Annotated in this window: 27 protein-coding genes, 3 pseudogenes and 1 riboswitch; of the genes and pseudogenes, 13 read left to right on the top strand and 17 right to left on the bottom strand. The window is 66.1% G+C overall.

Annotated elements, in window-relative coordinates:
* Positions 1 to 227: 227 nt before the first annotated feature.
* From ACQCSU_RS17175 to ACQCSU_RS17140, 8 genes are all read right to left on the bottom strand, one after another.
* Positions 228 to 890, bottom strand: a complete 663-nt coding sequence (locus ACQCSU_RS17175) for a TIGR04282 family arsenosugar biosynthesis glycosyltransferase (RefSeq protein ID WP_426976464.1) — start codon at positions 888 to 890, stop codon at positions 228 to 230.
* Positions 890 to 1,555 carry a glycosyltransferase family 2 protein gene (locus ACQCSU_RS17170; protein WP_426976463.1) on the bottom strand — a complete coding sequence of 222 codons (666 nt, stop codon included), beginning with the start codon at positions 1,553 to 1,555 and terminating at the stop codon, positions 890 to 892. The genes ACQCSU_RS17175 and ACQCSU_RS17170 overlap by 1 nt, the downstream gene beginning before the upstream one ends.
* 103 nt (positions 1,556 to 1,658) lie before the next feature.
* A complete protein-coding gene (locus tag ACQCSU_RS17165; RefSeq protein ID WP_426976462.1) occupies positions 1,659 to 2,663 on the bottom strand; it encodes an Rv1681 family radical SAM protein in 1,005 nt (334 codons plus the stop codon).
* Complete coding sequence (locus ACQCSU_RS17160; RefSeq protein ID WP_426976461.1) at positions 2,657 to 3,469, bottom strand: Rv1680 family SBP-like protein; 813 nt, start codon at positions 3,467 to 3,469, stop codon at positions 2,657 to 2,659. The genes ACQCSU_RS17165 and ACQCSU_RS17160 overlap by 7 nt, the downstream gene beginning before the upstream one ends.
* Positions 3,466 to 4,617, bottom strand: coding sequence for an Rv1679 family acyl-CoA dehydrogenase (gene fadE16 / locus ACQCSU_RS17155; RefSeq protein WP_426976460.1), 1,152 nt, complete (start codon positions 4,615 to 4,617; stop codon positions 3,466 to 3,468). The genes ACQCSU_RS17160 and fadE16 overlap by 4 nt, the downstream gene beginning before the upstream one ends.
* Positions 4,595 to 4,990, bottom strand: a complete 396-nt coding sequence (locus tag ACQCSU_RS17150; protein ID WP_426976459.1) for an Rv1678 family membrane protein — start codon at positions 4,988 to 4,990, stop codon at positions 4,595 to 4,597. Before ACQCSU_RS17150 ends, fadE16 begins: the two co-directional genes overlap by 23 nt.
* Positions 4,987 to 5,523: a TQO small subunit DoxD gene (locus ACQCSU_RS17145; RefSeq protein ID WP_426976458.1), complete on the bottom strand. Its 537-nt coding sequence runs from the start codon at positions 5,521 to 5,523 to the stop codon at positions 4,987 to 4,989. Before ACQCSU_RS17145 ends, ACQCSU_RS17150 begins: the two co-directional genes overlap by 4 nt.
* A gap of 903 nt (positions 5,524 to 6,426) precedes the next feature.
* The gene (locus ACQCSU_RS17140; RefSeq protein WP_426976457.1) at positions 6,427 to 7,125 is read right to left on the bottom strand and encodes a TetR/AcrR family transcriptional regulator; all 699 of its coding nucleotides are present in this window, start codon (positions 7,123 to 7,125) and stop codon (positions 6,427 to 6,429) included.
* A 99-nt stretch (positions 7,126 to 7,224) separates the two neighbouring features.
* Here ACQCSU_RS17140 and ACQCSU_RS17135 point away from each other — a divergent pair, with 99 nt between their 5' ends.
* The 4 genes from ACQCSU_RS17135 to ACQCSU_RS17120 all read left to right on the top strand — a co-directional run bounded on the left by ACQCSU_RS17135 (position 7,225) and on the right by ACQCSU_RS17120 (position 10,499).
* A complete protein-coding gene (locus ACQCSU_RS17135; RefSeq protein ID WP_426976456.1) occupies positions 7,225 to 8,268 on the top strand; it encodes an Atu2307/SP_0267 family LLM class monooxygenase in 1,044 nt (347 codons plus the stop codon).
* Between the two features lie 107 nt (positions 8,269 to 8,375).
* Positions 8,376 to 8,720, top strand: a complete 345-nt coding sequence (locus tag ACQCSU_RS17130) for a DoxX family protein (RefSeq protein ID WP_426976455.1) — start codon at positions 8,376 to 8,378, stop codon at positions 8,718 to 8,720.
* A 31-nt stretch (positions 8,721 to 8,751) separates the two neighbouring features.
* The gene (locus tag ACQCSU_RS17125; protein WP_426976454.1) at positions 8,752 to 9,417 is read left to right on the top strand and encodes an NADPH-dependent F420 reductase; all 666 of its coding nucleotides are present in this window, start codon (positions 8,752 to 8,754) and stop codon (positions 9,415 to 9,417) included.
* Between the two features lie 35 nt (positions 9,418 to 9,452).
* Positions 9,453 to 10,499 (top strand): LLM class flavin-dependent oxidoreductase, encoded by a 1,047-nt coding sequence (locus ACQCSU_RS17120; RefSeq protein ID WP_426976453.1) that lies wholly within the window; start codon positions 9,453 to 9,455, stop codon positions 10,497 to 10,499.
* Positions 10,500 to 10,752: 253 nt separating this feature from the next.
* On the opposite strand, the pseudogene ACQCSU_RS17115 reads toward ACQCSU_RS17120, so the two are convergent.
* Positions 10,753 to 11,592 (bottom strand): annotated as a pseudogene (locus ACQCSU_RS17115) (IS5 family transposase).
* A gap of 400 nt (positions 11,593 to 11,992) precedes the next feature.
* Here ACQCSU_RS17115 and ACQCSU_RS17110 point away from each other — a divergent pair.
* Positions 11,993 to 13,387, top strand: a complete 1,395-nt coding sequence (locus tag ACQCSU_RS17110; RefSeq protein WP_426976452.1) for an IS1380 family transposase — start codon at positions 11,993 to 11,995, stop codon at positions 13,385 to 13,387.
* Between the two features lie 213 nt (positions 13,388 to 13,600).
* On the opposite strand, the gene ACQCSU_RS17105 is transcribed toward ACQCSU_RS17110, so the two are convergent.
* Positions 13,601 to 13,894, bottom strand: coding sequence for a GNAT family N-acetyltransferase (locus ACQCSU_RS17105; protein ID WP_426976451.1), 294 nt, complete (start codon positions 13,892 to 13,894; stop codon positions 13,601 to 13,603).
* A 184-nt stretch (positions 13,895 to 14,078) separates the two neighbouring features.
* Here ACQCSU_RS17105 and ACQCSU_RS17100 point away from each other — a divergent pair, with 184 nt between their 5' ends.
* The 5 genes and pseudogenes from ACQCSU_RS17100 to ACQCSU_RS17080 form a co-directional block, all read left to right on the top strand.
* Positions 14,079 to 14,288, top strand: a complete 210-nt coding sequence (locus tag ACQCSU_RS17100) for a maltokinase N-terminal cap-like domain-containing protein (RefSeq protein ID WP_426976450.1) — start codon at positions 14,079 to 14,081, stop codon at positions 14,286 to 14,288.
* Positions 14,289 to 14,400: 112 nt separating this feature from the next.
* On the top strand, positions 14,401 to 14,709 hold the full coding sequence (locus tag ACQCSU_RS17095) for a hypothetical protein (protein ID WP_426979931.1): 309 nt from the start codon (positions 14,401 to 14,403) through the stop codon (positions 14,707 to 14,709).
* A gap of 90 nt (positions 14,710 to 14,799) precedes the next feature.
* A complete protein-coding gene (locus tag ACQCSU_RS17090) occupies positions 14,800 to 15,423 on the top strand; it encodes a DinB family protein (RefSeq protein WP_426976449.1) in 624 nt (207 codons plus the stop codon).
* 619 nt (positions 15,424 to 16,042) lie between these two features.
* Positions 16,043 to 16,321 carry a hypothetical protein gene (locus tag ACQCSU_RS17085; RefSeq protein ID WP_426976448.1) on the top strand — a complete coding sequence of 93 codons (279 nt, stop codon included), beginning with the start codon at positions 16,043 to 16,045 and terminating at the stop codon, positions 16,319 to 16,321.
* 371 nt (positions 16,322 to 16,692) lie between these two features.
* Positions 16,693 to 16,866, top strand: a pseudogene (locus tag ACQCSU_RS17080) (YunG family protein); the annotation flags it as partial.
* Positions 16,867 to 16,928: 62 nt separating this feature from the next.
* On the opposite strand, the pseudogene ACQCSU_RS17075 reads toward ACQCSU_RS17080, so the two are convergent.
* The 7 genes and pseudogenes from ACQCSU_RS17075 to glyA form a co-directional block, all read right to left on the bottom strand.
* Positions 16,929 to 17,552: pseudogene (locus ACQCSU_RS17075) on the bottom strand (ABC transporter permease); the annotation flags it as partial.
* A 28-nt stretch (positions 17,553 to 17,580) separates the two neighbouring features.
* Positions 17,581 to 18,531: an ABC transporter ATP-binding protein gene (locus tag ACQCSU_RS17070; protein ID WP_426976447.1), complete on the bottom strand. Its 951-nt coding sequence runs from the start codon at positions 18,529 to 18,531 to the stop codon at positions 17,581 to 17,583.
* Between the two features lie 225 nt (positions 18,532 to 18,756).
* Positions 18,757 to 19,044, bottom strand: coding sequence for an SHOCT domain-containing protein (locus ACQCSU_RS17065; protein WP_426976446.1), 288 nt, complete (start codon positions 19,042 to 19,044; stop codon positions 18,757 to 18,759).
* Positions 19,045 to 19,219: 175 nt separating this feature from the next.
* Positions 19,220 to 19,897 carry a response regulator gene (locus ACQCSU_RS17060; RefSeq protein ID WP_426976445.1) on the bottom strand — a complete coding sequence of 226 codons (678 nt, stop codon included), beginning with the start codon at positions 19,895 to 19,897 and terminating at the stop codon, positions 19,220 to 19,222.
* A complete protein-coding gene (locus tag ACQCSU_RS17055) occupies positions 19,894 to 21,033 on the bottom strand; it encodes a sensor histidine kinase (protein ID WP_426976444.1) in 1,140 nt (379 codons plus the stop codon). The genes ACQCSU_RS17060 and ACQCSU_RS17055 overlap by 4 nt, the downstream gene beginning before the upstream one ends.
* A 137-nt stretch (positions 21,034 to 21,170) precedes the next feature.
* Positions 21,171 to 22,106: a bifunctional methylenetetrahydrofolate dehydrogenase/methenyltetrahydrofolate cyclohydrolase gene (locus ACQCSU_RS17050; protein ID WP_426976443.1), complete on the bottom strand. Its 936-nt coding sequence runs from the start codon at positions 22,104 to 22,106 to the stop codon at positions 21,171 to 21,173.
* Between the two features lie 4 nt (positions 22,107 to 22,110).
* Positions 22,111 to 23,412 carry a serine hydroxymethyltransferase gene (gene glyA / locus ACQCSU_RS17045; protein ID WP_426976442.1) on the bottom strand — a complete coding sequence of 434 codons (1,302 nt, stop codon included), beginning with the start codon at positions 23,410 to 23,412 and terminating at the stop codon, positions 22,111 to 22,113.
* Between the two features lie 172 nt (positions 23,413 to 23,584).
* A riboswitch (ZMP/ZTP riboswitch) is annotated at positions 23,585 to 23,670 on the bottom strand.
* A gap of 63 nt (positions 23,671 to 23,733) precedes the next feature.
* Between glyA and purU the strand changes: the two genes are divergently transcribed.
* From purU to ACQCSU_RS17030, 3 genes are all read left to right on the top strand, one after another.
* The gene (purU, locus tag ACQCSU_RS17040; protein WP_426976441.1) at positions 23,734 to 24,594 is read left to right on the top strand and encodes a formyltetrahydrofolate deformylase; all 861 of its coding nucleotides are present in this window, start codon (positions 23,734 to 23,736) and stop codon (positions 24,592 to 24,594) included.
* Positions 24,595 to 24,615: 21 nt separating this feature from the next.
* Positions 24,616 to 25,029 carry a class I SAM-dependent methyltransferase gene (locus ACQCSU_RS17035; RefSeq protein ID WP_426976440.1) on the top strand — a complete coding sequence of 138 codons (414 nt, stop codon included), beginning with the start codon at positions 24,616 to 24,618 and terminating at the stop codon, positions 25,027 to 25,029.
* A gap of 107 nt (positions 25,030 to 25,136) precedes the next feature.
* The gene (locus ACQCSU_RS17030) at positions 25,137 to 25,658 is read left to right on the top strand and encodes a gamma carbonic anhydrase family protein (RefSeq protein ID WP_426976439.1); all 522 of its coding nucleotides are present in this window, start codon (positions 25,137 to 25,139) and stop codon (positions 25,656 to 25,658) included.
* The last annotated feature ends 1 nt before the right edge of the window (position 25,659 follow it).

Below are 25,659 nucleotides of genomic sequence, written 5' to 3'. Positions count from 1 at the left end.
CCCGACCGTCTGCTGCTTCATCCAGCAACGGCCGGCTGATCTGCTCCGCGGCCGGGCAACGGGCGGGCGTGCTGCAAGCATTGCCTCGAAGTCGCCCGGGCCGGGGAATAAACAGCGGGAATCGGTGGAAGCGCGGGCGTCTCGTTCACATCAGAAGCAATGACTGACGGTGGGTTATTCGTGGTTTCTCCTTCGAAGCAGTCCGCAATCCCGGATTTCAACGGGTCTCATGGTCTTCCGGCCGGGCGTTCTGCGAGTGCTGCCTGCAGGGCCCGGGTGAATCGGCTGTGGGGGATTTGTGCCGAGACTTGAGCCGCGGTGCCGATGGTGTCCACGTCGGTCAGTTGGGGGAGCAGACGGACCCGGTGGCCGGCCCGGAGCAGGCGTTCCAGCTGCCGGGCTCCGGTGGCGGACGCGGACATGGGCACGCCGCGGATCAGGTCCCCGTCGGGGTTGCGCAGTGCCAGTGCCCAGAAGCCGCCGTCACCGGCCAGGCCGATCCAGCTGTCGACGCCGGGTGCCGGTCTGAGGCAGGCCGCAAGGTGATCGGCTCGTAGCTGGGGGGTGTCCATGCCGATCAGGAGCGTGGTGCCCCATCCGCATCCGCGGGCGGCGTCGAAGACGGCGGCGAGGCGCTGGTCGAGGTCGCCGTCCGGCTGACGAAGCAGTTCAAAGCCTGCAGCCAGGGCCGGGCGTCGGTCGGTGGTGTAGGCAAGGACCCGGCGTGCCACGGGCAGGGCCGCGACGGTGGCCAGTGTGTCATCCAGGCTCGCGGCGGCAACATCCGCGGCCAGGGCATGGCTCAGCGCCGGCGTCAGCCGGGTCTTGACCTGTCCGGGTATGCATTCCTTGGCCATGACGACGAGGGTGAGCCGGTAGGTCGGGTGCATTACCTGCTCCGCAGCTGGCGTGACATGTCGATCACGGCCGTGATGGTGCCCCGCACGGTGCCGGTGACCTTGGACCGTCCGGTGCGTGGCCGGTAAGCAACCGGGATTTCCTCAATCCTCCACCCGGCACGCGCGGCCTTGAGGACCATTTCCAGCGGGTACCCGCTGCGCCGGTCCTGCAGATCCAAGTCCAGCAGCCGTTGGCGCGAGGCCACGCGCATGGGGCCGAGGTCATGAATGCTGATATCCAGGCGTCGGCGGAGCCGGCGGGCCAGGACGGCGTTCGCCAGCCGGGCGTGAAAGGGCCAGGAGCCCCGGGCGGGCCGTCGTCGTCCCAGCATTAGATCCGTCCGTCCCGCCAGCACCGGTGCAGCAACGCGTCGCAGGTCCTCCCCGCCCATCGACCCGTCGCAATCGCAGAATGCCACGTAATCCGACGTTGCGGCGAGCAAGCCGGCGTGGGCTGCCCACCCGAAACCCGTCCGCGGCTCGAACACCACGGTGGCCCCGAGTGCGCGGGCAATGGCGGCGGAGCCGTCGGTGGACCCGTTATCCACCACGATGGGGCGGAAGTTGGCAGGTAACCCGGCCAAAACACGCGGGAGCGCGGCCGCCTCATTCAGGCAGGGCAGGACAACGTCGATGCCCGGCCCTTTTTCGGTCATGTTTTGACCCCGGTCCCTAAAGGGCGCGGCCGGGGCGCGGCGCCTGCGGCATCCCCGGCCCGGGGATGCCGGCGCCGGGTGGCCCGGCCCACGGCCGGTGTGCTCAGGCGCAGGGAAACCATTTGGCGGCGGCGTTGGCGCGTGCGCGGTATTCGCTGAACCGCCGGCGGACCTCAGCGATGGCCTCGGCCAGCGGGAAGATCTCGGAGGTGATGAGTTGATCGGTGTCGTCGGCGCTGACGGGGTGCCAGTAGACGCCGTCGGCGGTGACGGTCACTTCGGGGATGAGCGATTCGATGGTCAGTTCCAGGCCGGCGTCGGCGTTGCCGCGGTGGGCGAGGGCGCGGATGACCTGGTCAACGGGCGCGATGCCGAGCGAGTCGAGGAAGCTGTGGAACGGCTGGAGCTCGTGGCTCTGTCCGGCGGGCAGGGTTGCGGCGACCCTGACCCGGAATCCTTCGTCCTGCGCTATCCGGATGCCGGCCACGGCCCGGGCCCACGATCCGGTTCCGCGGTGGCTGTCGTGGGTGTCCGGGGTGGCGGAGTCGAGGCTGATCTGCAGCGCGAGCCTGCTGCGGTCCATCCGGCGCAGGCGTTCGAGCCGGTTCCCGCGGAAGAGCATCCCGTTGGTCAGCAGCGTGGTCGGCAGCGCGGCCGTGCATGCTTCCACGAGGTCATCGAGGTCCGGCAGCAGGAAGGGTTCCCCGCCGGTGAGCAGCAGCTCGCTGACCCCGGCCTGAACGGCCTCGCCGGCCAGCCGGCGCACACGGTCGATGCCCAGCGCCCGCCGGGCGGTCTGCGGTGAGGACCGGGCGCAGCAGTAGTCGCAGGCCAGGTTGCAGTCAAAATTGGTGTACATCCACAACCGGGTCCCGGGCATCTGCCCGGACGCCAGCCCGGCGAGCGGGTCCGGGGCGTGGCCACGGCGGATAATGGCGGCCCCGTCCCGAACGGCGAGAAGTTCGTTGCCCGTCCGGGCACACCATGCGGCCACAGTCTGCGTCAGCGGGCCCTGGTCGCCGGGTCCCAGCGGCACGGCCACGGCGGCGCCGTCGGCCACGGCGGCGAGGCGCTCCACCAGATCCAGGACGATACCGTGGTTTACCATCGGGGCCCGATGCCTTGTTCGTGTACGGCTTCGAACAGCGACTCGTATCCTTCCAGCCGGGGGGCCACCCAGCGGCGGAGGCCTTCCATTTCAAGGATGGGCCGGTGTGAGGGGTTGTCCCAGTCCATCGCGAACAGGTGCTCGACCCAGGGTGCGGAGCGCTCCTCGGAGAGGGCGGGCAGTGCGGTGAAGTTGCAGTGGCTGTAGAGCGGGGATTCCCAGAACACCTCGAGTGCCCCGGGCATCAGCTCATCACGCCCGATCGCATCCCAGGTGTTGATGCCGATCGCGGCGGCGTCGGCCCTTTCATCGAGGACGGCGCGCAGGGCATCGAGCTCGCTGCGGCCTGTGTCGCCGTGTTTGCCGACGTCGCTGTCGATCCGCAGTAAGTCCATGTCGCCGGTCCCGAGCCCGGCGCGGGAAAGGAAATGGACGGGCAGGATCGCGGCCTGGGCCGAATCCCTGGACCCCAGCGCCAGGCGGCGGCCCTTCAGGTCCTCCAGGCCGCCCAGCCCGCTGCCGGCACGGGCCACGAACATTGTCCGGAACACGGTGTCGGTGTCCCGCATGGCCAGCGCCCGGCAGACACCATCGGTCTGCGCGACCGTGCGGACCCAGGCCAGGCTCGTGTTCCAGGCCACGTCGATCGTGCCCTGAAGCAGCGCGTCCACCTGCCGCCCGTAGTTGGAGAAGAGCACGAAATCCATCTCGGCCGGGGAGCCGGCGAAGTAGTCGCGGATCCCCTCCCAGATGGTGACGACGTTAGGGGTGTAGGCGACCGAACCCACGATCAGCGGGGCGCTCACGCCGGGGCCTGTTCCGGGGCGGACGGCTGGCTCTCAAACAGGGGCTGTCCGGTGATGGCCCTGCCGTAGAAGTCATAGAGCACGTCGGCGGTGGGGGCCATGACGTGGCCGGCCCGGGCGTCGCGGAAGTACCGGTCGATCTGCAGATGCTCCGAGAACGCCGCACCCCCGCAGACGCGCATCGCGGAGTCCGTGATGCGCAGGGCCGCGTCGTTGGCCGCGGCCTTGACCCCCAGCACGTGCAGCAGCGTGTCCTCGCGCGGCTCGGCAATCCGGCCGGCGGCCTGGGTGAGATAGGCCGAGGTGGACGCCAGCTCGATCGACATCCTGGCCAGCCGGGCGCGGATGGTCGGCAGGGCCGAGAGGCTCTCGTCCAGATGTTCCAGCCGGGCGGCGCTCGTGTGCCGGATGGCGGCGTCCACCGCGGCCCGGGACAACCCGACCGACACGGCCGCGTTGCCCAGGTTGAACCACGGCAACACCGTCTGGAGCATCAGGTCCAACCCGGCGCCGACCGCACCGAGGCGGTAGCTCTCGGGCACCTCGGCGTCGAAGGTCATCGGGGTCGAGGCGTTGCCCCGCAGCCCCATGCCGTGCCATCTCCCGGCCACCTCGACGCCGGGTGTGCCCGCCGGGACCGCGAACAGGTCAACGGTGTCGGCATCGGCGGTCAGCGTCGAAGCGATATAGACATCGGCATGGCCGGCCGAGGTCACCCAGCTCTTCCGGGCGTTCAGCCGCACCCCCGCACCGTTGAGCCGTGCCCGGGACACGGGCGCCCAGAAGTGCGACCTGGATCCGGCCTCCGAGAACGCCAGCGAGCCCAGGGCCCTGCCGCCGGCCAGATCGGCCACCAGATCCGGCAGTCCCGGCGGTGGTGCGGCCGCCACCGGCATCGCGGCACTGACATGCATCAGATAGATCATCGCGGTCGACCCGCAGACCCCGGCCAGTGCACCCAGGACCTCGACCAGTTCGTGCGGGCCGCCACCGAGACCACCCGCCTCCACCCGCAGCGTCAGCCCGAGCAACCCGGACTCCCGCAGGGCCGCGACGGCTTCCCCGGGGAACCGGGCATCGGCGTCGACGTCGCGGGCATGCTCGCCCGCAATGGCGAGGACCGGATCAAGCCGTGCGTTCAGATTCATCGTGTGTCTTCCTGTCTGTGGAGAGGGGACGCGGCGTCAACGCGACGGCGAGCAGCCCGAGCCCCAGACCGCCCATCAGCGCCAGGGTGGAGCCATCCCCGCCGAGCAAGTTGACCGCCTGGCCGGCCTGCAGCAGCTGAATCACCGCGGCCGCCACGAAAGCCGTACCGGCCACAATCACCAGAACACGGAGGCGCAGCACCCCGCCGAGCACCGCGAGGACCCCCAGCGCCACGATCACGATCAGGCCCGCACCGCGGACATGGATGAGGTCCACCGGCGCCGGTCCGCCGGTGGAGAAGGCGAACAGGGAGCCCAGCAGGGCGGCCACACCCAGGACCAGCGCGGGAAGATCGAAGCGGCGCCCGCTCATGAGAGCCTGGCCAGCAGGGAGCCGAGGCGTCCGGTGGATGTCTGCCAGCCGGGGCGCAGGACACCGTCGACCCCGAAGCTGCGCCCGGCGGCGGTGGCGAACACCGCGACGTGCGCGAGGATCATCAGGTAGTAGGACCAGTGCCATTCGTTGGGTGCGTTCAGGACGGACAGCATGATCGCCAGCGACTGGGCCAACCCGACCGCCGCCCAGAACCGGGTGGCTAGCCCGATCAGCAGGAACGCGCCGAGGCCGGCCTCGATGAGCAGCGTCATCCACCCGAAAAAGGGGAAATTCGGCAGCACCACGTGTTCAACGAACCATGAATAAGGGGGGAACACCGGGTAGTCGACCGCGAAACGGGTGAAAAAATACAATCCGGTGTTCGCGTGCTCACCGAAGTCCGGTGGCACCTTCCAGGCCACGTTCTGGATCCACAGCAGCGCCACGCCGATGCGCAACGCGGCGACACCCCCGCGGGCCAGCCGTGAGTCCCCGCCCGCCTCAGCGGGGGCGGCCGTCGCAGCAGCCATGACCGGCTCCGTTCCCATGGCTCTCATTAAGGACCCGCGCCCGGGGACGCGCAACATCAAAGTCCTTAAATATCCCGAACGGCCTCCACTGCAGATGGCAGTCAGATGCGGGGGCGTACGGCCAGATCGACGAGGGGTCGTGGACCAATGCATGGGAAACCGGCGTCAAGGCTGTTTAGGAGTGTCGGGTAACGATCGTTATCGGACACCACGGAATACCTTAGCGCCGGGTTCCCGCGCATTGGTCCCCGACACCCAACCCGGGCAGCCAGCGATCGCGTCACACGCTTAGCGCCAACGGCTGTACCGATGGTCCCCAAGGCCGTGGCGTGTGAGTGCCCGGACGGCGCCAGGTCAGGAGCCGCCCGTTGCCACTTCGCGGGTGCCGACATATATGTCAGGTTCAAGACCAAGTTTTTGGCGCTCCTGGTGCGAGTGTGTCAATGGCCATAAGTTTGTGCCCATGGGCGGCCAGCAGAAATGCCCGCTGCGGCGGTTTCCAGCGGTCGACGCAACAGTTGTTTTTCGACCCTACATCGTCGTGTCGGCGCTATAGGGACATACCCGCCGTTGTCCAAGCCGTCGCCGCCAAACACACCGGCAATACTTCACTGTCAACCGAGAACTAGAACAGGACCAAGTGCTAAGGCGTGAAAGCGAGCACCAGAAACCCTCAAGGCATGCTGTAGAGCGGGCCCACGAGCAGGAGTGCCCGCCCAGCACCCACTGTCCACAGCTGTGCGTCAATCCGGGTTATCCACGCTGAAAATTGGAGCCGTCGGGGTAGCTCCTTCCCAGCCGCAGCGGTGGACCAGCACACCGGGGTGTAAACGCCCCCGCAGCGTTGCTGTAGATCGCAGCGATAAGTAGCGTGCCTCACGCACGCCCGGGCTCTCCCATCGCCTATCGCGTGTGCTTCTCAGATCGACGGGGATCCCGTAGCCGCGGGCGCATCATCATTCGCGCGACCTGACTCGGCTTCATCGGCGGTTCCGTGAGGGGGGTGGCTCTGTCTGGCCGGATAGCGTCGAGGAAGAGTTCGACGTTGCGCCGCCATGCGGTCGGGGCGATGTCTCTGGTGATTTCGGCCACGCGACTGTTGGCGAGCAGGATGAACGGAAGATCCTCGGCCCGGAAATCCGGGCGAACAGCGCCGGTGTCACGCGCCTGGCGAATCAACTCCTCGATGCCGACCTGGATCTGCCGCCGGAGTTTCAGAAGGGGTTCTGATTCATCGAATCTGGTTGTCATGAGGTTCAGGTAGCCGCGGCTGTCAGCCTCAAGCGCGCAGCTGGCGATGATGTAGCCGGACAGGCCGGTCCATCTGTCGGGGTTGCTCAGGGCTTCTTCGACAATGCGCAGATGCTCCTTTAGGGGGTCGACCAGAACGGCGCTCCATAGGTCCAGCCGGGTCGGGAAGTGCCGGTACAGTGTCCCAGCGCCGACCCCGGCCGAGGCCGCGATGGCATCCAGGGAGGCGTTAAGGCCCTCCGCGGCGAACGCGACGCGCGCCGCCTCGATCAGCGCCTCCCGGTTGCGCAGCCCGTCCCTGCGGGGGGCACGGGCCCGACCGACCTTGTTTTCTGATGCATCACTGGTCACAACACAACCTTATCTGCGTCACCGGGAATACGGAGACGCATCTCCGCCTTACAATAAACGGAGACAACCCTCCGCAACACCAGACATGGGAGATTCATTATGGAGCTGGGCATTTATTCCTTCGCAGAGGTCGTCGGAGACCCGAAGACCGGTCGTCGGGTCAGTCCTCAGGAACGCCTCAAAGACCTCGTCGAGGAGATTGAGCTCGCTGACCAGGTCGGCCTCGATGTCTACGGGCTCGGGGAGCACCATCGCGAGGACTTTGCCGCCGCGAGTCCGGCTGTTGTTCTTGCCGCTGCCGCCGCGAAAACGGAGAAGATCCGGCTGACCAGCGCGGTGACCGTGCTGAGCTCATCGGATCCGGTGCGCGTGCACCAGGACTTCTCTACGCTCGATCTGCTCTCGGGCGGAAGGGCGGAAATCATGGCCGGCCGCGGTGCCTTCACGGAGTCGTTCCCGCTGTTCGGGTACGACGTGTCGGACTACGACGCTCTCTTCGAGGAAAACCTGGACCTACTGCTGAAGATCCGCGCCGATGAGAAGGTGACCTGGGCGGGCCGGCACCGTGCGCCGCTGTCGAACCAAGGCGTCTACCCCCGTCCGGTCCAGGACCAGCTGCCCGTGTGGGTAGGGGTCGGCGGATCACCATCCTCGGCCGTCCGTGCCGGCAAGCTCGGACTTCCTCTGTCCCTGGGCATCATCGCCGGTGACGTGCGCCGCTTCGCCCCTCTGGCTGACCTGTACCGGGCGACCGCCCTCGACGCAGGCCACCCAGAGAGCGCCATCAAGGTCAGCATCAACGCCCACGGCTATGTTGCTGACAGCATGGAGCAGGCCGTCGACCTGAGCTTCCCGTACTTCCAGTCCGCCATGAGCGCCTTCCTCAACGCACCCTCCTCGGCCCTGCCTACGAAGCAGCACTACGCCAGGGACACCTCGCTACAGGGAGCCCTCGTCGCAGGATCCCCGGAGGAAGTGGCCGAGAAGATCCTGTTCCAGCAGAGCGTCTTCGGGAACGAGCGCTTCCTCATGCAGATCAGCGTCGGAACCATGCCCCACAAAGAGGTCATGCGATCCATCGAACTCCTGGGAACCCGTGTAGCCCCGATCGTTCGCGCCGCATCGCTCACCTCTGCAGCCTGACCACCCTCCACCACCTCACCCGACGGGCGACTCCGTGCGCCTGCAGCACCACTGAACCATTCACATCCATAGCCATCCATCTTCCTCAGAACGGGGCAACACCTCTCGTGTTCATTACAGCAATCATTCTCAGCGTCCTCTTCGCGGCCGTGCTCGTTTTTTCCGCGGTCGGCAAGATCCGCAAAGACCCTCAGCAAATGGCCGTCCTGGGAGTTGTGCAAGCCACCACTGCGGCGCCACTGCTCGCCGCCCTCGAAATCGCCGCAGCAGCCGGCCTGCTCGCCGGTTTGGCTTGGTGGCCCATCGGAATCGCAGCTGGTATCGGTGCCCTTCTTTACTTCGCCGGGGCGATCGTTGCGCACCTGCGCGTCGGGGACCGCGCCGTGAGCGCTTCTGCCGTTCTGCTCGGAGTCAGCGTCGCCGTCGTCCTTCTCAGGGTCTTGTCCATCTAAACCCGCCCCACTGTCCCGAAGGAGTCACCGCATGAACACCCCCACCCCTGAACTGCGCACCGTCGGCATTCTCGGTGCCGGCAGGGTCGGCACCGCCATCGCCCGGCAGGCCCTCAAAGCCGGTTACGCGGTGAAGATCGCGACCGCCAAGCCCGTCGACGAGATCTCTTTGCTCGTGCAGATCATCACCCCCGGCGCCCTCGCGGCCGAAGCCGCCGAAGCCGCCTCGGCTGACCTCGTCGTGGTCGCCGTTCCCCTGCACAAATACCGCACGCTTGATGCAGGCCTGCTGGCCGGGAAGACCGTTATCGACGTCATGAACTACTGGGCCCCCATTGACGGCGAGGTCGACGACTTCGAAAACGACCACCGCACCAGCAGCGAAATCATCCAGGACTTCCTTGCCGGTGCGAAAGTGGTCAAAACTTTGAATCACATCGGCTACCACGAACTCGAAGAAGACGGCACCGAACCCGGCACCCCCGGCCGCCGGGCACTGGCCCTGGCGGGCGACCGCGACGAGGCCAAGGCACTCGTCGCCGGTTTCCTCGACCGACTCGGTTACGACCCCGTCGACGCCGGCCCGCTCACCGCCGGGCGCGCCTTCCAGCCGGGCACCGAAATCTTCAACGGATCCCACACCGCCGAACAACTCCAAACACTGTTCAGCGTCGCCGCCGAACCAGCCAACGCCTAAACCCCCACCAAACCCTACGAAAACCTGGAGATACCATGGAAATCGGCGCCTATAGCTTTGGCGACACACCACTGAACCCGGACGGCAGCCACCGATCCACAGCAGAAGCCCTCCGCAACCTGTTCGATGCCATCGTGCACGCCGACGCCGCCGGACTGGACTACTTCGGCGTGGGCGAGCACCACACGGTCAGCATGCCCGCCTCCTCACCCGGGGCGGTCATCGCAGCTGCTGCCGGCGCCACCACCCAGATCAAACTCGGCAGCGCCGCCAGCATCATCAGCACCGACGACCCGGTCCGGGTCTACCAGCAGTTCGCCATCGCCGATGCGATCTCCGGCGGCGGACGCGTGGAGATCACCGCCGGCCGCGGCTCCTCCGTTGAAACCTTCCCGCTGTTCGGCTACGACATGGCCGCCTACGACCAGCTCTTCGCCGAAAAGCTCGACCTGCTGATGAGGATCAACACCAACAAGGACGAATACCTCACCTGGTCCGGGTCTGTCCGCCCCGCCCTGGACAATCTCGCAGTGGTACCCCGGCCCGTGAACGGCCCCATGCCGATCTGGCTGGCCACCGGAGGAAACGCCGGCTCCTCCGCCCGCGCCGGACAGCTCGGACTGCCCATCTCCTACGGGATCATCGGCGGCGTCCCCCACCGCTTCGCCCCGCTCGCCCAGCTCTACCGGGCCAGCGCCGAGCAGGCAGGACACACCGGCGAGAACATCAAGGTCTCCGTTGCCGCCCTGGGCCTGGTCGCCCCGACAAAAAAGGAAGCCTTGGAACGCTTCTACCCCGGCTGGCACAACGTCAACGTCGAGATGGGCCGACTGCGCGGCTGGCCGGCCCCGGACAAAAAGGCCTACCTCGCCCAAGCAGAAGCGCCCGGCGCCTACTACATCGGGAACCCGGACGAAGTCGCCGAACGCATCGTCCATCTCCATGACTACATGGGCCATATGCGCCACTTTCTGCAGATGGACGTCGGCGGCCTGCCCCAGGAGCACTACCTTGAATCCCTCACTCTGCTGGCGACCGAGGTCAAACCCCGCGTTGAACGCCTGCTCGCCCGCAGCAACTAACCCGTTGCGCCAACGCCGGCAAAAGTCAACTATGGGAAAAGCGGGAGCTGCGCCCGATTAGCATCGGGAAAGGCTTCCAGTACCCGTTTGCGTTGATCTTCGATGACAGCTGCCGTGTCCGAGCTGATGGGGAGGCGGTAGCCGATGATTCCAACCTTTGACATGCGGTGCACCAGCACGGCAGTGGTGCGTTCGGCCCCCTGCTCGTCGCGGTGCACGTTGTAGTCCAGGCAGCCATCCAGCGGTAAGTCCGCTAGGGCGTGTCTCCTAATAGTGCGCTCCAGATGACGACGGCGTGCAGAACGGCCGCTGAGCGGTAGGTGAGGGCCAGTCGTAGCGCGTGGCCAGGGATCGCCATTGCTTGAGGGTGTTGAAATTGCGCTCGACGACATTGCGGCGCTTGTAAGCGTCCTTGTCGTAGGTGACGGGCCGTCCGCCGGAGGAGCCCTTGCGTTTCCTGTTGGCTTTCTGGTCGTCCTTTTCTGGGATGACGCATTCAATGCCCCGCCCGCGCAGGTAGCTCCGGATCGCTTTGGATGAGTAGGCCTTGTCAGCCATGGCCCGGTCCGGGCGGCTGCGGGGCCGTCCGGGACCTTCCCGTTCGACTTTCAGGGCATCCATGAGGTTTTCAAACATGGGCGAGTCACCACCCTGCCCGGGCCCCAGCAGCAGGACCAAAGGGCGCATGTTGCCGTCAACCAGGGCATGGATCTTGGTGGTCAGCCCGCCGCGGGAGCGGCCGATGGCATGATCATCAGGCTCATCAAACAGATTCATGTAATTCGAGAGGTCCCCCTGTGTGGCGGGGAAGGTTCGTGCCGTGCTGGTGGGCACGGTTCACCGTGGAGTCCACCGACACCTCCCAGTTGATCAGCCCTTGCGCATCGGCACGGGTCAACAACGCAGCCAGTACCCTGTCCAAGATCCCGCTGGCGCTGTTGCGGCGATGGTGCTTCCACACGGTCTTCCACGACCCGAAATGGGAAGGGAGATCCCGCCATGGAATACCTGCCCTGTAGCGGTAAATGATGCCCTCCGTCATCAACCGGTGATCATTGAACGGCCGACCCGGTTTCCCCGACGAATCAGGCATCAACGGGGCAATGAACTCCCACTGGGCATCGGACAACAAGGCATAACGCGAACTCACCACTCAATTTTGCCAACAAGCCACCCCCAGCATTAGGAGACACGCCCTAGGCGAGAGCGGCCGCCCGGACGCACCGTGCAGCAGTTGCTGGGCCACGACCAGGCACAGGAGCTCGGCATCATCAAGCCGGACCGCATCGGACGTCTGACACCTGCACCTTGCCCGCACCAGCCACCTCAAGCCCCGGCAAATACAAGCCACTACGACGCTCGGAACCCTTAGCCTCGGCCTTTCATGAGGGCGAGCGATTCGCCGCGTGGTTAAGCGACGAAAAGTGCTCCTGAACTGGGAAAATGATGGTGTCTAAGCCGCATTATCCCCAGTTCAAAGGAGCACCTTTCTGGTGAGTAACTCTACCGGGTTCTACCCGTCTGTCCGCGTTGATTCTGCTGGTGGGGGTGTGGTGTCCCAGGCTGGCGGGCTGGTATTGGCCCGGACGGTGCACGTATCCGGTCTCGGCGCCGGGCTTTCGGAGGCTTTGGGGCCGTGGCGGAAGCCTTTTGCTCGCCATGATCCGGGCAAGATCCTCACGGACGTGGCTTTGTCGCTGGCTACCGGCGGGGACTGTGTCTCTGATGTTGACCGGCTTCGTTCCCAGCCCCAGGTCTATGGATTGGTGGCGTCGGACCCCACGATCAGCCGGCTGATCAGGACCCTCTCCACGGCCGGTCCGGGCAAGGCACTGGCAGCAATCAATACCGCCCGGGCCGCTGCCCGCGCCCACGTCTGGGCTGCGGCCGGGGACGACTCGCCCCTGCACGGTGTCACCGGTAAGAGCCCGCTCATCGTGGATCTTGACGCGACACTCATCGCCTCTCATTCGGAGAAAGAGGACGCCCGGCCGACATGGAAGAAAGGCTTCGGGTTCCACCCGCTGGCCGCGTTCATTGACCACGGGGCCACCGGGACGGGGGAACCTCTGGCCATGTTACTGCGCCCGGGTAACGCCGGGTCGAACACCGCCGCCGACCACATCAGCGTGGTCAGGGACGCACTGAAGCAACTGCCCGCCGGGTACCGTTCGGGCCGGAAAGTCATGATCCGCACCGATTCGGCCGGCAGCACCCAGGGTTTCCTGCGCTGGCTCACCGCCCCGTCCCGGAACCTGGGCTACTCGGTGGGGTTCCCGATCCACGGCGCCGTTGAAGTGGCCCTGCCACGGATCCCGAAGAAGGCCTGGACCCGTGCCTACAACAGTGACGGCATTGAACGCGACGGTGCCTGGGTCGCGGAAATCACCGGCATGCTGGACCTTGCGCCCTGGCCTGCAGGAATGCGGGTCATCGTCCGGAAGGAAGAACCCCACCCCGGCGCGCAGTTGCGTATTACGGACATCGACGGGATGCGCTACACAGCGTTCGCCACCAACCAAAAAGGCGGCCAGCTCGCCGACCTCGAAGTACGGCACCGGCTCCGTGCCCGGTGTGAGGACCGGATCCGTAACGCCAAGGACACCGGGCTGGCCAACCTGCCCCTGCATTCCTTCGCAGCGAACACGCTCTGGTGCCACCTGGTCATGATGGCCGCCGAGCTCATGGCCTGGACCCAGATGCTCGCGTTCACCGGCACCAAAGCACGCAGGTGGGAGCCGAAGAAACTCCGTGCCCGGATCTTTGAAATCGCCGCCAAGATCAGCCGTCACGCCCGCGCAGTCACCGTTCACCTGGCAGCGAAAGCACCCGAAACGGGACTGCTCCTCAAGGCCCTGACACGGCTCGCGGCGCTCAGCCCACCATAGCCACGCACATCCGGCACCCACCAAAGGAAGAACCATAAGAACGATGGACGTGGAACCATCACGCCCAGCCGCCACCGGTCAGCGGTCAAATTGTCATACCCATCCGCAAGAATCAGCAGCGTCAGGCAGCCGGTAAGCCCTGAAACCTCAGAAACCGTCTCTCATGAAAGATCGAGGTTAGCGTCGGATATTCCACTAATTCACAAGCGACCCCTAATAAGGGGCGTTCCAGGGAACTTGTTCAAAGGTCGTCAACGTCATTCCTTCGAGTCCTCGTGCCACAGCCCAGCGAGCCACTTCTTCGATGAGTGACCGACCAAGACCCTGGCGGGCGTACAGAGGGTGGACGGTCACCTGCTCGATGTGGGCGTGCCGATCAACGTCTTCAACCAAAATGTAAGCGACCGGTTCATCGCCCGAGTCCGTGGCGACCCATGCCCTGCCTTCTCGCTGGTACGCGGCCAGGTCATCCAAGTCCGGTGGCGAGTCGTTAGCGATGGCTGCCATGTTGATAGTTCGAAATGCTTCGCCGGCTGCGACTTCGATGTCCCGTATTCTCGGGAGGTCTTCTCCCCGCGCTTCCCTGATCACACGACTAGTCAATCAGAGGCAACCCGCAAGAGAGCGACAGTCGACAAGGTGGCATATGGAGCCGACGGCACAAGAGTCGCCTGGCCTTAGGCTGGGCGTCATGGCAATCGTTCACAGAGCTACGTTGATTCCGTCGAAAATGAAACTCCTCACACGCTGGCTGCCCAACCAACCGTGGTTCAAGGAGAACGGGCCAACGAACCTAGGGCGTGTCGGCTCCTTCCGTTTTGATGATCCCGACGGTGAGGTCGGCATCGAAACACTTATCATTGCAAGTGAGAGCGCAGTTTTTCAGGTTCCGATGACGTAGAGACTCCCCTCTTCAAGGTGCCGACCCGTGCCTGATTGGCACTATGGAGCACTCGTTTCTCGGAAAGAGATGGGTTTACGATGCCGCTGGTGATCCCGTCTATGCGTCCGCCTTGGCCGCCACCATCCTGACCGGACAGCCACAGGCCGACCAATCCTTCGAGGTCGACGGGAGGCTTGAATTAATTCCTGAGTCCGTACACCTGCAGAGCACGGGAACGCCAGAGACCAGCATTCCCATCATCTGCTCGGCAGTTCCCGATATTGTGGACGGCGTAACAACCATCCATGCAGGGGAACTGGACCTGTCGGTTAGTCGGGTACTCGATCTCATCAGCGAGCCTTTTGGGCAGAGGCTCCTGACAGCCACGTGGGATGAGCAGACCATCCCGGTGCAACTCGCTTCCGTGGTCCGAGTCTGACAAACCGATGGCGCCCGCCCAAGGTTCCCTTCCTGACACCGGGTTCATGTTGGCTTGCCATCGGCCGTCAACCGTTACAAGCTGACACACATGACTGATGTTGCCAAGGCGGAGTTGCGCCGGTATTTGCAGGATGGCCGTGATGCGATTGTGTGGAAGCTTGAGGGCCTGTCTGAGTACGATCTACGCCGCCCCTTGACACCGACCGGCACGAACCTCCTCGGGCTGGTCAAGCACCTAGCCGGGGTCGAAGCCGAGTACTTCGGCGTAGTCTTCAACCGACCCTTCGCTGAGGAATTAAAATGGATTTCGCCCAATGCCGAGCCGAATGAGGACATGTGGGCGCGGTCTGAGGAGTCCCGCGACGCGATCGTCGGCCTATATCAACGGGTGTGGGCACATGCCGACGCAACAATTTCCCTGCTGCCGCTTGATGCTTCCGGCTACGTGCCGTGGTGGCGTGAGGCGAGCAACCCGGTCAGCCTCGCCCGCATATTGGTCCACGTGACTGCCGAAACGCATCGGCATGCCGGTCATGCAGACATCGTGCGTGAGTTGGCCGACGGCAGCGTCGGACACCGGGACGGCAACGACAATATGGCAGCCGTGGACCCGGCGTGGTGGCACGAGTACTGCGATCACCTAGAGTCGGTTGCGCGCGGTTACGGGGGCCAGACCCAACCGCGCGCAACCGACTCTCACCAGCACCGATAGCGGCGTTACCCGCCAACCGCGTGAAACTCGGACACTGGAACAGTTTTCACACTCTGATGGCGGCTCGATCAGGATCTGTTCTTGTCCAATAGCGGGTGGCGTTAGAACCGACTGTCCCGCTGAGGGATCGGCTTACGAGCGCAAGTGCGACATCGAGCGATCACAGAATGCCGCCACGAAGCGATCAAATCCACAGTGTCGCGGCACGGATGCACAGCGCAGTGAAACCGCCGTTTTTGACCCTAACGCAAGTCGCGGAAGTGACCTTGTGGGTCCGGCCACTCCCCCACCCGAAAAGGGGGAAGCCCCCGTCCGTGACCGTTATGCCTACCGCCATTTTTGGGCAGCAAACAAGGATAACCAGGAGGCAGAGTATCTTCGCTCCAGGCCGGGGCAAGGTCGCCAACGACAACTGCACCATCCGTCGCCAGGTTGCCTGATCCTTGATCTCGGGAATCTCGGGGGCGATCCGGCCTCCGGCGGTCAGGAGTTGTCCGGTGACCGTCCATGCCATGAGGGTTCTGCCGATGGGTGAACATACTGTTTTTCTCGTAACCTGCAACGTACTCTTAGCGGAATTCTTCAGGAAGTCGGGTTCCGTGGAATGCGAAAGGATGGCATGAACAAGATGACACTCAACGACGAGTGGGACAGACTTGATTCAGAGACGCGCAAGTGGCTTCTGGACAATCCCGGATGCGTGCTAGTGCCGCACGCGGTCACCGCCGCGATCCAGCACAATTCCGTAGGGCACATCGAAGTAGACGGGCACGGACAGATGATCCTTACCCGCGAGGACCTCGATTTCATCCGAGAAAAGGGAACAGGCCTGGATGCCGGTCAACCCAACGATCAATTCCGTTTTTTCGATGCAGCTCACCCCGAAAAGCGCGGTTAATGGCAGGGCTGCCACCGTGTTGGGCCACGCTGCAGGGATGGCCCATCCAAATCGAGGTGGCCAGGACGATGATGTCGGAGGCGAGGATTCTTTCGCGGATAGCGGGCCACTCGTCGCCGTTGCCCATGTCGATCTGCACGCCTCGCTTCACCTCGTGGTCCACGATCCGGATTGAAGAGGTGCTGACGTCCTGGGATTCGAGTTCGTGTGCAATGAGCAAGCAGCACAGGCGACGCTTTGGGGACTGTCCGATTGACGGTCCTCTGTGGATTTGATCGTTTCGTGGCGGCATTCTGTGATCGCTCGATGTCGCACCAGCGCCAGTTAGCCGATCCGTCACTGTTCAGTAGGTCCCTTGCTACGCTGTCGCCATGACCCATACGTTGCTCGAGCTCGAACGCGCATTCCGTCTGTCTTGGAGTGCGGATACAACCTGTCTCGATGCCAGGAGCCTCACGAAGTGGCACCCCGGCAATGCGGCACATGGCCAGTGCGGACCTACAGCTCTCATCGTTCAAGACCTGCTCGGCGGTGATCTGCTCATCGCAGACGTCAGCGGCGGCAACGAGGAGGACGAAGTCCATTACTGGAACCGGTTCCCCGGTGGCCTCATGACCATGGCGAACTGGCCCTTGTCGTCCTTGATGGCTGCCGCGTGGGCCATCAGCGGCAGCCCGAAGGACAGCCCGGCGAGGGTGGCGACCAGGATCGAGACCCAGCCCCAGCCGCTCGGGGACGCCCCGAACAGCGCGACGACGGCGAAGTAAATGGCAGACTGCAGAAGGAAACGCACGGTGACGGCAATGACCTGCCCACCAGCGATCTGCTCCGGCGGCAGCGGCGAGGCGTGCGGGCCGTAGTAGACCCGGCGCCATTTGAAGCCGTCCATCACGGGGAACGTGAACTCGCTGGCCGCCGTCATGACCGTGGCCGAGACCAGCAGGGCCGGGGCGATGAAGGTGAGGTAGCTGACGCCGCCGAACGCCGAGGTGCTGTTCCTTTCCACGAGGGTGGCGAGGCCCACGCCCATCGCAAACAGGTACGCCACCGGCTGCCCGACGCCGTACATGATGATGGTCCAGCCGTAGCCCTTCATCACCCGGAGGACCTGCTCGGCGTAGTAGAACGCGCCCCACTTCCTGGCGCGGGCCGCCGAAACGGCCGGCGGGTGGGCGTGGAGCGTTGCCGCCTGCGCGGTTCCGTCTTTTCCAGTGACGGCCCGCTCAGTCAACTCTGCTTTTTTAGTCAACTCTGCTTTTTTAGTCAACCAGGCTCCTGCCGGTCAGGCGCAGAAAGACGTCCTCCAGCGAGGACCGGCGCACCAGCGAGGTGACCGGCCGGAGTCCCCGGGCGGAGACCTGCTCGAGGGCGGCCTCGCCGTCGTGGGCATAAATCAGGACGCGGTCCGGGAGGGTTTCGACCCGCTCGCCGATGCCTTCGAGCTCGGCGCCAACGGTGGCGTTGCGCTCCGAACCGAAGCGCAGTTCGAGGACCTCACGCGTGGAGTATTCGCGGATCAGGCTCGCGGGCGAGCCCTCGGCCATGATCTTGCCCTTGTCCACCACGATCAGGCGGTCGCAGAGCTGCTCGGCCTCGTCCATGTAGTGGGTGGTCAGGATCAGGGTGACGCCCTGCTCCTTGAGCCGGAACAGCCGGTCCCACAGGATGTGGCGCGCCTGCGGGTCAAGGCCCGTGGTCGGTTCGTCCAGCAGCAGGATCCGGGGCTCGTTGATGAGGGAACGGGCGATCGTGAGCCGGCGCTTCATGCCGCCGGAGAGGGCGTCCACCCTGGACTTGGCCTTGTCCGTGAGCTGGGCGAACTCCAGCAGCTCATCCGCCTTGGGCCTGAGGTAGCTCATCGGCAGGCCGAAGTAGCGGCCGTACACCAGCAGGTTGTCCCGGACCTTGAGTTCCTCGTCGAGGTTGTCCTGCTGCGGCACCACGCCCAGGTGCGCGCGGACTTCCGGTCCGTTCAGGTCGGGGTCCAGGCCCATGATGCTGAGGGTTCCGGAGGTCCGCTGGGACACCCCGCCGATCATCTTCATGGTGGTGGACTTGCCGGCGCCATTGGGTCCAAGCAGCCCGAAGGCTTCCCCGGCGGGCACGCGGAAGGAGATACCGTCGACGGCGGTGACCTCGCCGTAGCGCTTGGTCAGGTTCTCGGCGGTGATGACATACTGCGGCGGGCCGGTTTCGGAGGGGCTGCTCAACGGCGCATCCTTGGGAGATGATTCCTTGGGAGAGGATTCTTTCGACACAAGTTCACGCACCCGCCCCACGTTAGTAGGTGCGTTCGAACAAGGAAAGAGCCCGACCGCTAAAAATCCAGACGTTTTCCGATGGTCAGGTTGGGGCTCGTGGTGGCGGAGCGGGGCCAGCGAAATCCCCGAAGGAACTCCGCTGGCCCAACCCCAGGCCGGCCTATTTCTCTGCGCCTATTTCTCTGCGCTTTTCTCTCCGCCGCGCAGTACCTGCAGGCGCTTCCGGTATTCGTTTTCGTCGATTTCCCCGCGGGCATAACGTTCCCGCAGCACGCCTTCGCCGCCCTGCGCCGCGGCCCAGCGACGGTTGGCGCGCCAGGTGCGCCTGCCGATGAAGATCAGCAGGCCGATGACCAGGATCCAGAACAGCGGGAACAGCAGGAACCATGGTGAGAACCCGCCGTCGGACCAGGGCCCGTGGGTTGCGATGGCGGCGGCAGGGGCGGCAATCGCGGCAGTCATTGAGGTAAGCATGTCAGTCGTCCAAACTCTCGGTTCGAGCCGTTTCCCGGCTCTGCATCGAGTCTTCTCCGCAGCCGCGCCCTCCGCATCCGCCGCGGGGAGTCACTTCCGCCGCGCGGCGTACTCCACCGGGAGACCGCAGGCCGCGCCGGCCGGCTGCACCCCAACGGGACCGTCAGCCGGTCCAGCCGGGGCGGACGAGGCCCGATTCGTACGCGAGGACCACCAGCTGCACCCTGTCGCGGACCTGCAGCTTGGCCATGATCCGCGACACGTGGGTCTTCGCCGTGAGCGGGGTGATGAAGAGCCGCTCCGCGATTTCCGCGTTGTTGAGTCCCTCGCCCACCAGCTGCAGGACTTCGCGTTCACGGTCCGTGATCTGGTCCGTGATCTGGTCCGTGACTTTGGGCCGGCTGGCGGCGCGGGACTGCACCGCCAGCTGCGCCATGATGCGGCGGGTCACCGACGGCGACAGGAGGGCGTCGCCGTCGTGCACCACGCGCACGGCGCGGAGCAGCTCCTCCGGCTCGGTGTCCTTGACGAGGAACCCCGCCGCACCGGCGCGCACGGCCTCCGCGATGTAGTCGTCCAGTTCAAAAGTGGTGAGGATGATGACCCGGGTTCCCGCGAGCCCCGGATCAGCCAGGATCCGGCGGGTCGCCTCCAGCCCGTCTCCGTGCGGCATGCGGATGTCCATCAGCACGACGTCGGGTTTGTCGCGTGCCGCCAGCCGCACGGCCTCGTCCCCGGTGCCGCATTCGGCCACGACTTCCATGTCCGGCTCGGCGCCCAGGAGTGCCCGGAATCCGGCGCGGATGAGCGTCTGGTCGTCGGCGATCAGGATGCGGATCATCGCGGTTCCTCCCCCGGGGCCCCGGCCAGCGGAAGGACCGCCCGCACGCGCCAGCCCGGCTCCAGGGACAGGAACTCCACGGCTCCGCCCAGCGCGGCGGCCCGTTCCCGCATGCCGGTCACACCGTTTCCTTCGGGGGCGCCGGCAGAGCCGCGGCCGTCGTCGTCGACCGTTAAGGTGAGACGTCCGGCATCGGGGCCGGCAGGGGCCTCAAGAACGACGGCGGCCCGGCTGGCTCCGGAGTGCCTCACCACGTTGGTCAGCGCCTCCTGCACGATCCGGTAGGCAGCCTCCTGCACGGCTGCGCTGAGCGGCCTGTCGATCCGCTGGTCCAGCCGCACCTCCAGCCCGGCCCGGCGGGCGTTGTCGGCGAGTTCGGGCAGTCTCTGGAGCCCCGGACCCGCGGCGGGGCGGAGCGGAGCGTCGTCACGCAGCACGCCCAGCAACTGGCGGACCTCGTCCAGGGATTCCTTGCTGGCCGTCTTGATGGCCTCCAGGGCAGGGCGGAACTGGTCCGGATCCCGGTCCCCCAGATGCAGGGCAACCGAGGCGCGGACGTTGATCATGGACAGCGAATGGGCCACCACATCATGGATGTCACGGGCCAGCGCCAGCCGGTATTCGTCCCGGGCGGCCTGCTCCCGGGTTTCCTGCTGGCGGCGCCTTTCGGCCACGCGTTCGCCGCGCAGCCGGGCTCCTTCCCCCAGCAGCACCAGGATAGCCAGCCAGGACGTTCCGGCCACCGCGCGGATCAGTGCACCTTCATCGCCCCTGGCCAGAAAAAAGGCAACCAGTGCGGCGGCGCAGGTGCCCGCCACCGTCCAGGTCTGCCACCGCCTGCCCGCGGCTGCCGAGAACACGATGGCCAGTGCCAGTGAGAGCAGCACCGGCCCCCAGGGATAGCCGGAGGCCAGGTAGATGATGGTTGCCGCGGCGGCCACCGGAAGCGTGGCTGCCGGTGCTCGCCGCCGGAGCGAGAGCGCGGCCGGCCCGGCCAGCAGCAGCGCGAAGGCCAGCACGTCCAGCGGCCGGTGATCAGGCTGCCGTGCCGCGGCGAAAACCGTGCCCACCACCTGGACCACGGCCACCGCAATCACCATGAAGCTGGTGGGCGGACCCTGGAATCGGCGCGGCATACTCCGAGCCTAGCGGCGGAGCCGGCCGGCGTCGTCTGCTGAACGGGGTAGGGCGCCTACTCCCGCGGGAGTAGGCGCCCTACCTTCGGTTCCGGGCCAAGCTCGACCGCCGGCCAAGCTCGACGGCGGGATACCCGTCAGGCGATGCCTGAGCTGCTTTTCTCTGCCAATTGGCGTTCCGCGGTCTCCACCACGTTGGCGAGCAGCATGGCCCGGGTCATCGGCCCCACTCCGCCGGGGTTCGGGGACAGCCAGGCGGCGACGCCGGCCGCGGCGGGGTCCACGTCTCCGGTGACCACGGCTTTGCCGTTGCCGTCATCGACCCGGCTGACGCCGACGTCGAGCACTATGGCCCCGGGCTTGAGGTCCTCCGCCTTGATCATGTGCGGCTGGCCGGCCGCGGCGATCACGACGTCGGCCTGGCGGAGCTCGGCGGGCAGGTCCACCGTTCCGGTGTGGGCCAGGATGACTGTGGCATTGACGTCCTTGCGGGTGAGCAGGAGCCCCACCGGGCGTCCGATGGTCACTCCGCGGCCCACCACGAGCACGCGCTTGCCGCGGAGGCTGATCCCGTGCCGGGTCAGCAGTTCAACGCAGCCCTTGGGCGTGCAGGGCAGCGGCGACTTCATGGGTCCGCCGACGTTGGCCACAAGCCGGCCCAGGTTCATCGGGTGCAGGCCGTCGGCGTCCTTCTCCGGGTCCATGGCCTCCAGGATGACGTCCTGGTCGATGTGCTTGGGCAGCGGCAGCTGGACGATGTAGCCGGTGCATTCCGGGTTCTCGTTGAGCTCCCGGACCACGGCCAGCAGTTCGTCCTGGCTGGTCTCCTCCGGCAGGTCGCGGCGGATGGAGGTGATACCTACCTCGGCACAGTCCTTGTGCTTGCCGCCCACGTACCAGGTGCTGCCCGGGTCGGAGCCCACCAGGATGGTGCCGAGGCCGGGGACGATGCCCTTGGCCCTGAGTGCGGCCACGCGTTCGGTCAGTTCGGCCTTGATCGCGGCGGCGGTGGCCCTGCCGTCGAGGACCTGTGCTGTCTTAGCAGCGGTGTTTGCGGCGTTGGTAGTGGTCATACGGTCACCACTGCTCGTGCTGCGGGTACAGCGGGAAGTCCGCGGCGAGCTTGTCCACGCGGGCCTGCAGGGCTTCCACATCCGTGGCCGAACCGGATTTCAGCGCGGTGGCGATGATGTCCGCCACCTCGGTGAATTCCTCGGCGCCGAAGCCGCGGGTGGCCAGGGCGGGAGTGCCGATCCGCAGGCCGGAGGTGACCATCGGCGGGCGGGGATCGAACGGCACGGCGTTGCGGTTGACGGTGATGCCCACGGAGTGGAGCAGGTCTTCGGCCTGCTGGCCGTCCAGCTGGGAGTTGCGCAGGTCCACCAGGACCAGGTGCACATCGGTGCCGCCGGTGAGGACGGAGACGCCGGCGTCGGACACGTCCGCCTGGCTGAGGCGGTCGGCGATGATCCGGGCGCCTTCCAGGACGCGCTCCTGGCGTTCCTTGAATTCCTCGGTGCCGGCGATCTTGAAGGCGACCGCCTTGGCTGCGATCACGTGCATGAGCGGGCCGCCCTGCTGGCCCGGGAAGACGTTGGAGTTGATCTTCTTGGCCCACTCCTTCTTGGCCAGGATCACGCCGGAGCGGGGGCCGGCGAGGGTCTTGTGCACCGTGGAGGTGACGACGTCGGAGTGCGGCACCGGGCTCGGGTGCAGGCCTGCCGCGACGAGGCCGGCGAAGTGTGCCATGTCCGTCCAGAGCAGGGCGCCGACCTCATCGGCGATCGAGCGGAAGGCGGCGAAGTCGAGGTGGCGGGGGTAGGCGGACCAGCCGGCGATGATGACCTGCGGCTTCTCGGCAATGGCCTGCTCGCGCAGCTTGTCCATGTCGATCCGGAAGTTGTCTTCCTCGACCTGGTAGGCGGCGACGTTGTAGAGCTTGCCGGAGAAGTTGAGCTTCATGCCGTGGGTCAGGTGGCCGCCGTGTGCCAGCGAGAGGCCCAGGATCTTGTCGCCCGGGGTGATCATGGCGGAGAGGGCGGCGGCGTTGGCCTGGGCGCCGGAGTGCGGCTGGACGTTGGCGTATTCGGCGCCGAAGAGGTCCTTGACCCGGTCGATCGCGAGCTGCTCGGCGATGTCGACGTATTCGCAGCCGCCGTAGTAGCGGCGTCCCGGGTAGCCCTCGGCGTACTTGTTGGTCAGGACCGAGCCCTGGGCTTCCATCACGGCACGCGGCGCGAAGTTTTCGGAGGCGATCATTTCCAGGGTGCCGCGCTGGCGGCCAAGCTCCTGGGCGAGGACGGCGGCAATCTCGGGATCAAGTTCGGCCAGCGGCTGGTTGCTCACGGCGGTCGAGGAAAGGTTTACGGAAGTAGTCACGAAGAACTCCTGGCTAGGCAACGGTCACTGCTTAAGGTCAGGTTACCGGCTGGCCCGCTGCCGCGCCCCTAGATTACGGTCCCGGAGATCCGGGGCACGCGCCAAGGGCTGGCACCCGTTCAGGGGTGCCGACGGCGGGGCGGCAGCAGGCGCTGCCGACCGGCAAAACATGACCCTCGGCCCAGGCGTACGATCCGTGGTCTTCGTGAGTGCCGCTCCCTGGTGGTTAACCACCCAACGCCAGTTGCGACCGTTTAAGCCTACCCCAGGGCCCGAGGCTGTTGCCCCAGGCCCGTCGCACCCGCGGGTAGGCTGTCCTTCGTGACTGACGACCAGCTGACTGCTTCCTACATCCTGACTCTTTCCTGCCCTGACCGGCCGGGAATCGTGCATGCCGTCGCCGGGGCCCTCCTGGTGGCGGGCAGCAATATTACGGATTCCCAGCAGTACGGCAGCCAGAGCACCGGCACGTTCTTCATGCGGGTCGAGTCCACGACGGCGGCCTCCCACGCCGAGCTGCATGCCGCCCTTGAGCCCGTGGCCCAGGCCTTCGGCATGCAGTGGAGCCTCAACCCGGCAGGCCGGAAGGTCCGCACCCTGCTGATGGCCAGCACCTCGGCGCACTGCCTCAACGATCTGCTGTTCCTGCAGCGCTCCGGAACCCTGCCGATCGAGATCCCGGCCATTGTGTCCAACCACCAGGATCTGGAGGGACTGGCGAAGTTCTACGGCATCCCCTTCCACCACATCCCGGTCACGCCGGACACCAAGGTCCAGGCAGAGGACGCGCTGCGGGCGCTGATGGCGGAGCACGACATCGAGCTCACCGTCCTGGCCAGGTACATGCAGATCCTCTCCAACGAGCTGTGCACCGAGCTGACCGGCAAGGCGATCAACATCCACCACTCCTTCCTGCCGTCCTTCAAGGGCGCCAGGCCGTACCACCAGGCGCACGCCCGCGGCGTGAAGCTCATCGGCGCCACGGCGCACTACGTCACGGCCGCCCTGGATGAGGGGCCGATCATCGAGCAGGAGGTCATCCGGGTGGACCACCGGCGCAGCGCCGAGCAGTTCGTCCAGATGGGCCGGGACGTCGAGGGCCGCACCCTCGCCCAGGCCGTGCAGTGGCACGCCGAACACCGCGTCCTGCTCGACGGGAACCGGACCGTTGTCTTTAGCTGACCCTGGTATTTAATGAGAGGTATGGCACGTTTGCGGGAGGACCGGCTGGCCGCGTTCGTATCCCTGCTCAAGTCCGAGGGCAGGCACTCGGTGCTGGGCCTCGACTGCGGCCCCGGCGCGGATGGGCTCCTCTTCGTCCAGCGAGGCATCCACTTCACCGGCGTGGATGCCTCGGAGGAACACATCCATTCGGCGCGTGCCCGCGGTCTGGAGGCCTCGGTGGCCGCAGCCGCCGCCCTTCCGTTCGCCGACTCGGCGTTCCGTTCCGTGTGGGCGGTGGATGCCCTGGCGGGACTGCCGCCGGAGAAGTGGGACGACGTCGTCCGCGAACTCGGGCGCGTGGCGGAACCCGGCGCCCCGATCGCCGTCGTACTCCCCGATCCCGGCCTCCCGGAACACAGCGAGGGCTTCACGGTCCTCCGCTCCCCCGCCTGACCCTCCCCGGCAACACCCGTTGAGCTATCAGTTGTGGTGGTTCCCAGCCGGGCTGAAGGACCACAACTGATAGCTCAACGGCCGGGGGCGTGTCCTAGGCTGGAGGCATGGCTCCTCTCTACGCATTCGCCGGCGACAGCCCGGCCGTCCATGACTCCGCTTTCATCGCGCCCACGGCCTCCGTGATCGGCAAGGCCACGCTGGCCGAGAACTCCAGCGCCTTCTACGGCGTCTCCGTGCGGGCAGACACCGCCGCCATCACCGTGGGCGCCGGGACCAACCTGCAGGACAACGTGGTGCTGCACGCCGATCCCGGCTTCCCCTGCACCGTCGGCTCGCGCGTCAGCGTCGGCCACAGCGCCGTCGTTCACGGCTGCACGGTCGAGGACGACTGCCTGATCGGCATGAGCGCCACGATCCTCAACGGCGCCGTGATCGGTGCGGGCTCCCTGGTCGCCGCCGGAGCGGTGGTGCTGGAAGGAACGGTCGTGCCGCCCCGCTCGCTGGTCGCCGGGGTGCCGGCCAAGGTCCGGCGCGCGCTGAGCGACGAGGAATTCGCCGGCGTCCAGCACAACGCGGCGCACTACCAGGAGCTGGCCCGGGCCCACCGGGAGCTGCACGGCTCCTGAA

This window comes from Pseudarthrobacter sp. O4 (assembly GCF_050157025.1).
Classification (GTDB): Bacteria; Actinomycetota; Actinomycetes; order Actinomycetales; family Micrococcaceae; genus Arthrobacter.
This window is presented reverse-complemented; position numbering and strand designations above follow the sequence as displayed.

Coding starts and splice junctions, on each gene's coding strand:
- ACQCSU_RS17090 (WP_426976449.1), top strand. CDS start 14,800: ATGACTGATGTTGCCAAGGCGGAGTTGCGCCGGTATTTGCAGGATGGC.
- ACQCSU_RS17170 (WP_426976463.1), bottom strand. CDS start 1,555: ATGACCGAAAAAGGGCCGGGCATCGACGTTGTCCTGCCCTGCCTGAAT.
- fadE16 (WP_426976460.1), bottom strand. CDS start 4,617: ATGAATCTGAACGCACGGCTTGATCCGGTCCTCGCCATTGCGGGCGAG.
- ACQCSU_RS17165 (WP_426976462.1), bottom strand. CDS start 2,663: ATGGTAAACCACGGTATCGTCCTGGATCTGGTGGAGCGCCTCGCCGCC.
- ACQCSU_RS17035 (WP_426976440.1), top strand. CDS start 24,616: ATGGCACGTTTGCGGGAGGACCGGCTGGCCGCGTTCGTATCCCTGCTC.
- ACQCSU_RS17135 (WP_426976456.1), top strand. CDS start 7,225: ATGGAGCTGGGCATTTATTCCTTCGCAGAGGTCGTCGGAGACCCGAAG.
- ACQCSU_RS17145 (WP_426976458.1), bottom strand. CDS start 5,523: ATGGCTGCTGCGACGGCCGCCCCCGCTGAGGCGGGCGGGGACTCACGG.
- ACQCSU_RS17030 (WP_426976439.1), top strand. CDS start 25,137: ATGGCTCCTCTCTACGCATTCGCCGGCGACAGCCCGGCCGTCCATGAC.
- ACQCSU_RS17150 (WP_426976459.1), bottom strand. CDS start 4,990: ATGAGCGGGCGCCGCTTCGATCTTCCCGCGCTGGTCCTGGGTGTGGCC.
- ACQCSU_RS17060 (WP_426976445.1), bottom strand. CDS start 19,897: ATGATCCGCATCCTGATCGCCGACGACCAGACGCTCATCCGCGCCGGA.
- ACQCSU_RS17100 (WP_426976450.1), top strand. CDS start 14,079: ATGGCAATCGTTCACAGAGCTACGTTGATTCCGTCGAAAATGAAACTC.
- ACQCSU_RS17065 (WP_426976446.1), bottom strand. CDS start 19,044: ATGACTGCCGCGATTGCCGCCCCTGCCGCCGCCATCGCAACCCACGGG.
- ACQCSU_RS17125 (WP_426976454.1), top strand. CDS start 8,752: ATGAACACCCCCACCCCTGAACTGCGCACCGTCGGCATTCTCGGTGCC.
- ACQCSU_RS17175 (WP_426976464.1), bottom strand. CDS start 890: ATGCACCCGACCTACCGGCTCACCCTCGTCGTCATGGCCAAGGAATGC.
- ACQCSU_RS17085 (WP_426976448.1), top strand. CDS start 16,043: ATGAACAAGATGACACTCAACGACGAGTGGGACAGACTTGATTCAGAG.
- ACQCSU_RS17055 (WP_426976444.1), bottom strand. CDS start 21,033: ATGCCGCGCCGATTCCAGGGTCCGCCCACCAGCTTCATGGTGATTGCG.
- ACQCSU_RS17050 (WP_426976443.1), bottom strand. CDS start 22,106: ATGACCACTACCAACGCCGCAAACACCGCTGCTAAGACAGCACAGGTC.
- ACQCSU_RS17105 (WP_426976451.1), bottom strand. CDS start 13,894: ATGGCAGCCATCGCTAACGACTCGCCACCGGACTTGGATGACCTGGCC.
- ACQCSU_RS17120 (WP_426976453.1), top strand. CDS start 9,453: ATGGAAATCGGCGCCTATAGCTTTGGCGACACACCACTGAACCCGGAC.